We start from the raw sequence: 8,793 nt of genomic DNA, 5'->3' as shown, positions 1-8,793 counted from the left end.
GGGCGCCGGCCCCGCCCGGCCGCAGAGGGCACCAGGCGCGCCCTGAACCCGATGATCGCCTCCACCACTGACACCCCACCCCCACCTATTTCCCAGGGCTTGGTCAGTGAGAGGAGGAGAGAAGAGGGTTGTGACGATGTGCCGAGGCACCGGAAAGCCGTGGTGTGCAGGGCAAATGCGGTCCGCGCAGGTGTCAGGCACGGAAGTGGGTACGGCAGTGGGATCGCAAGCGCCGGCGGCAGGAGGTTACGGCGGCCTGCCCGGCCGACCAGCCCTCCAGGCGCTGGGCGTGCGGCGCGCCGGTCGGCGGTGCGGTCAGGGTACGGCGGGTGCCGGTGGTCGGTCATCATCCCGGGTCTCTCCCTTGTGCGTTGGCGTACTCCACCGGCCCGGTGACAGCCGGTGGCGCGCCCGTGGGAGCAGAGCCGCCCCGATGGCGCGGTGGCCGCTGCATGCCCCTCCTGCGGGCGCGTGCCGCCATCGTGAACAACCGCCCCTTGTCCTCGACCTGTTCACGGCCGGTAGCGAGGTCGGTCTAGGAGAAACGCCACCCCTTGGCGGCCCGCGCCGAATCGGACAAGGGGTACGTGGCCGGCCCGACCACGACTCGCCAAGGGGTCATGGTCGGGCCGACCGGACTCGACAAGGGGGCCCGCTTCAACCCCTACAGCACCAGTTCGCCCCGGTTTAGTGACGGGGGAGAAATCTCCGGACTTTATCCACAGGGGCGCGGCCTGAGCATCAGGTCAGTCGCCGTGATCGGCACGGCGGCAGCCTGTTGAGGAGATCCGAATGCCGCACCTGGAGCAGCCCCGCACGCCGCTGACCCCCGAAGAGGTGGAGCTCGCCTTCGAATACCTCCTGGCGATTCAGGACCACAGCGAGCACGCCCTTGCCACCGTCATCGATCGAACGAAAGCCGTTCCGGCACCGACCGTCCTCCTGCTGCGGCTGGCTGAGGACGTCATCCTCCCCGTCACGGACCTGGCGCCCGATGCCGATCCGTGCGCGGACTCCTTCGCCCTGGACGAGGTCGGGGGCGTCCTGCTGGCCGCGCTGGAGGAGTGGACGCGTGAGTGCGTCCCCAGCTCGATCTGGGGCATCGCCAACACCATCATCCGGTTCACCGAGAACGTCCTCCGGCAGGAAGGCGAGGACACCGTCGACACTCTGAAGACGATGCGCACCGAGCACCTGGAGCGGGCCCGCGCGGCGTAGCCCCTGGGCTGTGCGCACCATTGGCGCGCCGCCGTGCGCACCGATGCCCACCGCGCGGCGCACCACCACCGTGTAGTGCGCACCGCCATCCGATCCGGTGCGCATCGAACGCACCGGTAACCGCACCACCGTGCGGGTGGATGCGCACCTGGTGCGGTGGTGCGCATCCACTCGGTACGCATCGGTGCGGCCGGCAGCGCGGGAGTGGTGCGCACCGGGTGGGGTCGCTGCGGTGGAGTGGGCCGGTTGAGGACGGCGCGCTTCTCCTTGACCTGAGTGGAGGTCAAGGAGAAACGCGGCGGGCGCGCACCGGGTGGATGCACAGCATCGCCCCCGCCGATGTCGCCCACTCCCACACGATGTCGCCCACTCCGGCCGGTGGACTCCACTCAGTGGAGTGGATGCCGGGCATCGTCGGTGCGCACCACGTCATCGGGTGCGCGGCATCGGGTCCACTCAGTGGCCGGCCTCGCGGCCGCGGTGCGGTCCGGGCTCCTGCGGGCGGTGCGCCTGCTGGTCGTCCTGGCGCACCGGGCGCGCTCCATCGGCATCGTCCTGTTCGGCGTAGCGGTCCATGGTGGCGCGGGCTCGGTCGGCCGCCGCGGTGAAGGCGGCCCCGAGGTGGCGCAGTCGCTCGGCTGTGAGATCGAGGGCTTCCACGTCGGTGCGGGACTCCCGTAGGGCCCGCAACGCCGTCAGGTCGATCGCCTCCTGGCGTCCGACCTCCGGGTCCTGGTCGTCGTGCTCGGGGTCGGCGGCCGGGGGTGCGAGCAGCTGCTCGGGCATCGCCGCCTGCTGGTGCGCGACGACGTCGTACGCCCGGCCCCGCACGCGGGTGGCGGTGGTGGTGCGCAGCTTCTCCCGGACTACCGCGCCGGCGAGGGCAGCTCGCTCGTACTGCGGCGGGAGGCGGGGTATTTCCCACTCCCCCGCTTTCTGGTCCGGGGGCCGGGGCGCAGCCGGCTCGCCGGGATCGGCCGGGGGTTGCCGGTCCGGGCCGGGGGCGGGTGTGGGTGGGCGGCGCCGGGCGGGGAGGTCGGACAGGTCCCACCGGGCGGTGTAGAGGCGGTAGTCGGCCTCCAGGCCGCGCACGGTCTTCGGTTCGCTGATGTCCAGGCAGTGGGTGGAGATGGCGGCGGCCACGATCTGGTCGTCCAGGCCGGGGTCGCGGCGGCGGCCGCGCAGGACGAGGGCGAGGTGGCGTCGGGCTTCGGCGAGCAGGTGCCGGCGGTGGAAACGGCCGCCTTCGTTCATCACGAACACGGTCGCGGTGACGTCGACGGCCGCCAGGGCGACGTCGACCACGGTGGCGACCCGGGCCCGGATCGCCACCGCTGCGGCGCGGGCGTACTCGAGGAGGGAGTTGATGATGTCGACGGCCACCCCGGAGGTGCGGATCGCGCTCTTCTTCCACTCCTTGCGCAGCTGCGCGAGGGGCTGGGTCTTCTTCTTGGGCGGGCGGGTCTTGCGGGCGGCCATCCCGTTCAGCTTGGCGCGGGCCCGTTCGGAGACCACGGGCAGGAACTTCAGCTCACCGTCGTCGTCGACGGCGGTGACGTACTCGTGCTCCAGGTCCTCGAGGCAGGCGGCGATCTGGTCGCTGCGCCGGGCGGTCCAGCGGATCAGCTCGTGCGGCACCCCGGCAATCTCCATCACGGGCCGACGCCCGGCAGTGACGATGCGCGGCTCGGTCGCCAGCTCCAGCACCTCGCAGACCTCAGCGGCAACGAGCTCGTTGTAGAGCGCAGAGGCGGCCACGGTGTTCTCGTGCAAGGCCAGGGTGTGGATCGACCCCCACTTCCCGTCCAGGCGCTGCCCCTTCACGGACAGAAGCAGATGGTCATGGAGCAAGGGCATGCCCGAGCGTGCCTCGTAGTGGCGGAAGCGCGCGGCGACCAGACCGCCGGGCGGCCGCACCCGGTAGATGCCGTCCTTGCCGTAGCGGATCACCGCCACCTCGTCCTCGATCCACTCCAGCACCCGCTCGATCGCGCGCTCGTGCGCGGCCTCGATCACCCGCCGGGTCTCCTCATCCCCCAGCGCCCACAGGAGGTAGATCGTCGGCTGCGGCCGGAAGACGAAGTCGACACCGGTAACCGTCACCCGGCGACCGAGGGCGCCGGCCTTGAACGCCTTCTTCGGGGACGCGCCCTTGGCGAGCAGGTCGGCCTCGATCCGGTCCGCGTACGGGTGCCGGCCCCGCTCGCCGAACAAGTTCCGCAGCTGCGCCTCGGTGACTTCCTCGCCCGGCGCCAGTCCGAGCACGGCCAGGCCGCGCCCCATCCATCGCCCGACCGGGACCCCGGCTTGCTCCTGGGCCTCGCGCAGCGGCGTGCGGGCCGGGCGCCGACCGTCACCGACAACGGTCTCGCGCAGGTAGTACCGGTACATCTGACCGGCTCGGACGATCCTGATATCCACTGTCATGCAGACCACGCCACACGGCTCTGACCTGCAAGAAAAGGCCGATCAGCGGTACGTCCCGCCAGGCGGGAGGAGCGGCCGAACTTTCTCCTCAGGTGCCCGCCAGGCGGGAAGCGGCCCCGGGCTGGAAGTAAATGTCATCGCTCTCCGGCAGCCCTCACATCACGACCCGGACGACACCAACAAGCACCACTGAGCACTACCGAGCGCCAAGGAACGCGCACCACCAACGAGCACCGCCTACAGCGGCCCCCGGCACCCGTCGGGGGCTTCGTCGTGCTGCCCGGAGGAGACCACCATGCCCACCTTCGAGACCCTCCCCCGCTTCACCGCCGACCTCCAGCACCTCACTCCCGCCCAGCGCCGGCGCTTCCGCCGGGTCGTCCTGGACGCCTTCGTGCCCGACCTGCGTCCCGGCCGCCAGTTCGGCCAGTTCCGCCCCGGGTTACGGATCAAGGGCGTCCGCTGCGCTCCGGGCGTCTACGAGCTCACCTGGGCGCCGGACGGGCGCGCGACGTGGTCGTACGGCCGGGAGGTGTTCGCCGGGGCCCGTCACATCGTGTGGCACCGGATTGGGACCCACAGCATCCTGGACCGGCCCCTGGCCGAAGGCCGTCTTGCGGGCTCGGGTCGCCGGTTGGTTGGCTGATCTTCCGATGACCAGGAGGGGACACAGCGTGGCAGCGAACGAGGCCGGGACCGAGTTGGAACATCTGAAGTCGTTGATCTTCAGCACCGTGTCTGAGCTATGGGAGGACAAGGATGCGCTGGGCAAGTTCCTCAACGTCGTCCGGCGCAGCGAGACGTTCGCCCCGCTCGCCGACACGCTGGAACAGTCCACGGTCCGCCCCGCGAAGCCCACGTTCTACGGCGTGAAGAGCAAGGAGTTCCAGGAGTGACCGAGCGGCCGCCCGACTCCTGACGGCCCTGCGGCACCAATACGACCGAGGGCCGGTTTCCCAAGTTTGGGAAACCGGCCCTCGGTTCTTCGCTGCGATGCGGGCTACTCCGGCTTCGGGAGCCTGATCGCCACGGCCCTGTCGATCTGCTGGAGAGTCGACCCGATCTCCTGGATGAGCGGGACTGCGACGTCCGGCTGCCCTTCAACTGCCCGCCGCACCGCCGCCTTGTTCACCTTCTTCGCTGCCTCCTGGAGGGACGCGAGCGCGGCTTCCAGGCGCTCGATGTCCTTCGTCGCGAGGGTGTCGGCCTTGCTATTACTGGCCGCCGGGCTCGACTCCCCATTTGGGGAGTCCTTCCCGAGAGAGCTGATGTCGGGGACGTCGTCGTCCTTGCCCGTGTCGTCGGACAGCTCCTCTGTGGTGTTCAGGAGCTCACGCACGCGGCGGCCGACGTCGGCGGCGTTCGCGTCCTTCGGCAGGAAGCCGAGCCTGTCCACCACCCTTTCGACGATCTGGCCCGTGACCCGGGGTACGCATCGGGCGATGGTGTCGTAGACCGTGATGGCGATCTTGTCGCTGGTCTGGCGGCGTACTTCGACCAGCTTGCGGACCTGTGACTCCAGCGGCTTGTGTCCGAGGTTGGCGAGCGCCTCGCCGACGCGCCATTCGTCGATGAGCCGGTACAGCTGGGACTCGGAGACCTCCCAGTTGATCCAGACCCACTCAGCGAAGTTCGGGTTCTCTTCGCGGTGCAGCTTCGCCGTGCTCAGGGTCTCGAACGACTTCCCGGCGATCCAGAAGGCGTTGCGGAGGTTGTCCACCCCGGCCTTGCAGGCTTCGAGGTCCTGCTTCTCCTGGTCGGAGAGTTCGTCCTCGCCGTGGGGCTGGTACGGCGCGGGGATCAAGGAGAGGGCGGTGCCGGGCAGTGGCTTGACCACGACGCTCGCCGTGCTGGCTGCTGCGGCCAGGCCTCCGCTGAAGAGACCTCCCGCGCCCTGGCCTTGCTGGGCTTCTTCGTCGACGTCGAACAGGCCCATCAGGCCATCCTCCTGGTGTGGTCGAAGATTTCCTGGTTCAGCTCCCGCATCTCTTTGGCCAGCGGGATGACCGTGTCCGGGACGACGTCAGCCGAGGTGGCCCGGCCGGCCTTCACGTCGTACGGCGTCGCGGTCGTCGGGAGCAGGTCGGCGTACTCGCCGAACAGCAGTCCCTTCTTGCGGGCGTTGCGGGCGGGGACCTCTCGGTAGCCCACGATCGTGTTCAGGATCGGGGTGCCTTCGCCCAGAGCCTTGCGGATGTCGTCGAAGACAGCGGCGTGCATCAAGGTCGCGGCGCGGTTCGAGCCGTAGAGGAAGGCGCCGGCCATCTGCAGGCGGGGGTTCACCTGGCTCTTCACAAGCTTGAAGTTCTTGCTGATGCGCTCCATGCCTCGGACCGAGGAATCGTCGGAGCGGGTCGGCACGATGAGGTATTGCGCGGCGGCCAGCACCAGCTGCTCCAGAGAGTCCTTCTCCGGGGCGCTGTCGAAGATGACGCGGTCGTAGAGTGGCGCGATCGGGGCCAGCGCCTGGGCGAGGGACATGACGACGCCCGCGCCTTCCTGGAGCGTGCGCAGCATCAGGAGTCCGTCGATCTCGCCGACCTTGGGCCCGCCCGGCATCACGTCCAGGTTCGGGCGTACTTCACGGATCGGCCGGAGCGGTGTGCGGTCGTGGATGGCGCTGTAGAGACCCTCACCGTCTATGACGGAAGGACCCTCCGGGTGGATGCCGCGGTTGAACCGCTTGATGCCGAGGTCATCGTCGTCCTGCCCGGTCACGCAGATGAGGAGGGTCCGGTTTCCGGCAGCCGCCGATTCACCGGCGAGGTGCGCGGCCACGGTGCTCTTGCCGACGCCGCCCTTTCCCGTGCCGACGGCGGTACTTCCCTCAGGAGGTTCGATCGGCTGCGCTGCGCTCTGGTTCAGCACGGGGGTGCCCTTCCTCGTTACTCATGCGTGGGCCGCACCGTGCGCGGCACAGGCATCTTGGCACACCCGAAACCCTTGGCAGGACTGGCAAGCGGGCATCACTCCCCAATTGGGGAGTCGGCGTCTGGGCGCATGATCCATCGAGTGGAAGGCAGCGCGGAGTTGACGCTTCTCGAACCTCGGAAACATCAGAGGCGGGCGCTGCCGTCAGGGAGCCCAGGTTGCGGGCACGGCTGGGGATCGCTGATGCGGTCGACCTGGCGACGGGGTGGCTCATGACGGTGATCGGGATGGCACCGGGCTCGGCGTGCGGGGCGAAGACCGGATGAGCCGGGACCACCTCTGGTGTCCGAGAACGACGAACGCGGTCGGATAGAGGTGGAGATCAAGTCGTCCGCGTCGGAGTCGGCGGCGGCCTGACGGCTCGCGAACGCAAAAAAGCGGCCCCCCGCTCCCGGACGATTCCGGGAGCGGGGGGCCGCTTCGTGGTCAGGGTGCCTTGGTGGAGAGGGTGTCGTCGATGAGTATCTCGGGGGCGGGGTCGGCGGTGGAGCGCGCCGTGGTGGCCTTGTCGATGGCGGGGGCGAGTGCGTCGTAGACCCGGCCGGAGATGGCCTGCTGGTCGGGGAGGTCAGGGCCCATCCAGCCGGGGTGAGCGTCCTGGTCCAGCTGATCGAGGTACGTGACGAGCTGGGTGCCGGTGAGCGTGACGCGGACCATGCCGCGCTGTCCGCGCGGGCCGTCGGCGGGGGTGGCTGCGACCTTCTTCAGCCCGTCCGGGCGAGTGATCTCCCAGACGTCCTTGTTGCAGATGATGGACAGGGAGCCGATGCCCGCGGCCTTCTTCATGCGGCTGTCGTGATGGGACGGGGACTGCGTCGACGCGCCGCACGCGGTGAGCGTGAGGACGACGGTCAGGGCGGTGGCGGCCAGGGCGGCGGTGCGGCGGATCTGCTGCACGGAGTCATGCCTCCAGGGTGAGGTCGGGGTCGATGGTCTGTCCGGCGAGGGCGTGGGTGAGGAGCCGGTAGGGGTCGATCCATGCGCCGTGGATCCGGGATCTGGCGCAGTGGAGCGTGCCGGTGAGGGCGGTTTCGGTGTCGGGGTGGATGAGGACCAGGGCGACGGGGTCGGCGTCCGGATGCTGCTCGGGGAGCGGCCGTCCGCGTTCGAGGCCCCGCTCGCCGATCCGTACGGCGGCGTCACCGCGGCCGGTCCAGGGGGCCGGCTGTTTCCTCGCGGCGAGCAGGGCGGTGAACTCCGCGACGGCCTTTTGGTCGCCGGGGTGGAGGGGGCCGGTCCCGTGCCCGCAGCGGCGAAAGCGGGCCGTCACGAGGGCAACTTGATCGGTTCCACGGGTTCCCTTCGTGGTGCGGGTGGGGCGCCGGGGCGGCCGGACCAGGCGTCGACGGCCGCCCCGGGCGTTGTGGGTTGAGCGAGGGTCAGGCGGTGGGGGTGGCGGCGAGGGCCTTCTTGTGTTCGTCGCGGTGCGCGCTCTGGGCGGGTTCGGCGAGGACGCGCAGGCCGTGGGGTTCGCCGACGTCGCCGTGCTCGCTGCACACGACCTGGTAGTTCCTGCGGCCGGTGCAGCCGGAGTCGGGGTCGCGGGGCTTTCCGGAGGGCTTGATCGCGTGGGTGCAGACGGTGCCGTCGGGGTGGAGCGGGTTGATCGAGACCTTGATGCGCACGGGCGGCCTTCCTGTGTGCGGGGGTGGGTGGGTTCGGATCAGTCGGTGGGGGTGTCGGTCACCACGAGGAAGGTGTCCGAGGGGAGGTCCATGACGACCTGGGCGGGCTGGCCCTGGACGCGCTGGGCGGCGGCGAACTCTTCCGCCGGCCACGAGCCGCGGGGCCCGCCCGCGGGGAACCGTTCCAGGACCGTGCGCGGGGTGTCGGGCATCGGAACGCCTCCGAGTGGGTCAGGCGGTCAGGCGGATCGGCATGAGGAGGTAGCGCAGCGCCAGGTCGTCGCTGCCAGCGCCGCGCAGCACGGCGGGCTTGGTGGCAGAGGTGAACTGGAACTGGACGAACTCGGCACTCAGGGCGTTGAGTCCCTCGATGAGGAAGCTGGGGTTGAAGGCGATCGTGAGCTCGTCGCCTTCGAGGTCGACGGCCACGTTGTCGACGGCCTGGGCGTCGTCGCTGGTGCCGCCCTCCAGGACGAGGGTGCCGTCAGCGGAGAACGTCAGCTTGATCGGGGATTCCTTCTTGGTGGAGACCAGGGCGACGCGCTGGGCGGCCGCTTTGAGGGCGGCGATCTCCACGGTGGCGCTGTACGCG

The 8,793-nt window shown here is 70.0% G+C and carries 10 protein-coding genes and 1 pseudogene; 3 read left to right on the top strand and 8 right to left on the bottom strand.

Annotation, left to right across the window (positions count from 1 at the left end; all coding sequences use genetic code 11):
- Window positions 1-792: 792 nt before the first annotated feature.
- Entirely contained in the window at window positions 793-1,218 is a 426-nt protein-coding gene (locus tag ACFWP7_RS31870) for a hypothetical protein (RefSeq protein WP_384388458.1), read from the top strand.
- 456 nt (window positions 1,219-1,674) lie between these two features.
- On the opposite strand, the gene mobF is transcribed toward ACFWP7_RS31870, so the two are convergent.
- Window positions 1,675-3,645, bottom strand: coding sequence for a MobF family relaxase (gene mobF / locus ACFWP7_RS31865; protein ID WP_384388455.1), 1,971 nt, complete (start codon window positions 3,643-3,645; stop codon window positions 1,675-1,677).
- Between the two features lie 295 nt (window positions 3,646-3,940).
- Here mobF and ACFWP7_RS31860 point away from each other — a divergent pair, with 295 nt between their 5' ends.
- Both ACFWP7_RS31860 and ACFWP7_RS31855 read left to right on the top strand, forming a co-directional pair.
- Window positions 3,941-4,291, top strand: a complete 351-nt coding sequence (locus ACFWP7_RS31860) for a hypothetical protein (protein ID WP_384388452.1) — start codon at window positions 3,941-3,943, stop codon at window positions 4,289-4,291.
- Window positions 4,292-4,319: 28 nt separating this feature from the next.
- Window positions 4,320-4,541 (top strand): hypothetical protein, encoded by a 222-nt coding sequence (locus tag ACFWP7_RS31855; protein WP_384388449.1) that lies wholly within the window; start codon window positions 4,320-4,322, stop codon window positions 4,539-4,541.
- A 104-nt stretch (window positions 4,542-4,645) separates the two neighbouring features.
- On the opposite strand, the gene ACFWP7_RS31850 is transcribed toward ACFWP7_RS31855, so the two are convergent.
- The 7 genes and pseudogenes from ACFWP7_RS31850 to ACFWP7_RS31820 all read right to left on the bottom strand — a co-directional run.
- On the bottom strand, window positions 4,646-5,581 hold the full coding sequence (locus ACFWP7_RS31850; RefSeq protein WP_384388445.1) for a hypothetical protein: 936 nt from the start codon (window positions 5,579-5,581) through the stop codon (window positions 4,646-4,648).
- Entirely contained in the window at window positions 5,581-6,513 is a 933-nt protein-coding gene (locus tag ACFWP7_RS31845; RefSeq protein WP_384388442.1) for a ParA family protein, read from the bottom strand. The genes ACFWP7_RS31850 and ACFWP7_RS31845 overlap by 1 nt, the downstream gene beginning before the upstream one ends.
- A 489-nt stretch (window positions 6,514-7,002) precedes the next feature.
- Window positions 7,003-7,473: a hypothetical protein gene (locus tag ACFWP7_RS31840; protein ID WP_384388439.1), complete on the bottom strand. Its 471-nt coding sequence runs from the start codon at window positions 7,471-7,473 to the stop codon at window positions 7,003-7,005.
- Between the two features lie 4 nt (window positions 7,474-7,477).
- Complete coding sequence (locus ACFWP7_RS31835; protein ID WP_384388436.1) at window positions 7,478-7,846, bottom strand: hypothetical protein; 369 nt, start codon at window positions 7,844-7,846, stop codon at window positions 7,478-7,480.
- Between the two features lie 109 nt (window positions 7,847-7,955).
- The gene (locus ACFWP7_RS31830) at window positions 7,956-8,201 is read right to left on the bottom strand and encodes a hypothetical protein (protein WP_384388433.1); all 246 of its coding nucleotides are present in this window, start codon (window positions 8,199-8,201) and stop codon (window positions 7,956-7,958) included.
- A gap of 38 nt (window positions 8,202-8,239) precedes the next feature.
- Complete coding sequence (locus tag ACFWP7_RS31825; RefSeq protein WP_384388430.1) at window positions 8,240-8,413, bottom strand: hypothetical protein; 174 nt, start codon at window positions 8,411-8,413, stop codon at window positions 8,240-8,242.
- A gap of 19 nt (window positions 8,414-8,432) precedes the next feature.
- Window positions 8,433-8,793, bottom strand: a pseudogene (locus ACFWP7_RS31820) (DNA polymerase III subunit beta); the annotation flags it as partial.

Source organism: Streptomyces sp. NPDC058470 (genome assembly GCF_042721055.1).
In the GTDB taxonomy this organism is placed as follows: domain Bacteria; phylum Actinomycetota; class Actinomycetes; order Streptomycetales; family Streptomycetaceae; genus Streptomyces.
This window is presented reverse-complemented; position numbering and strand designations above follow the sequence as displayed.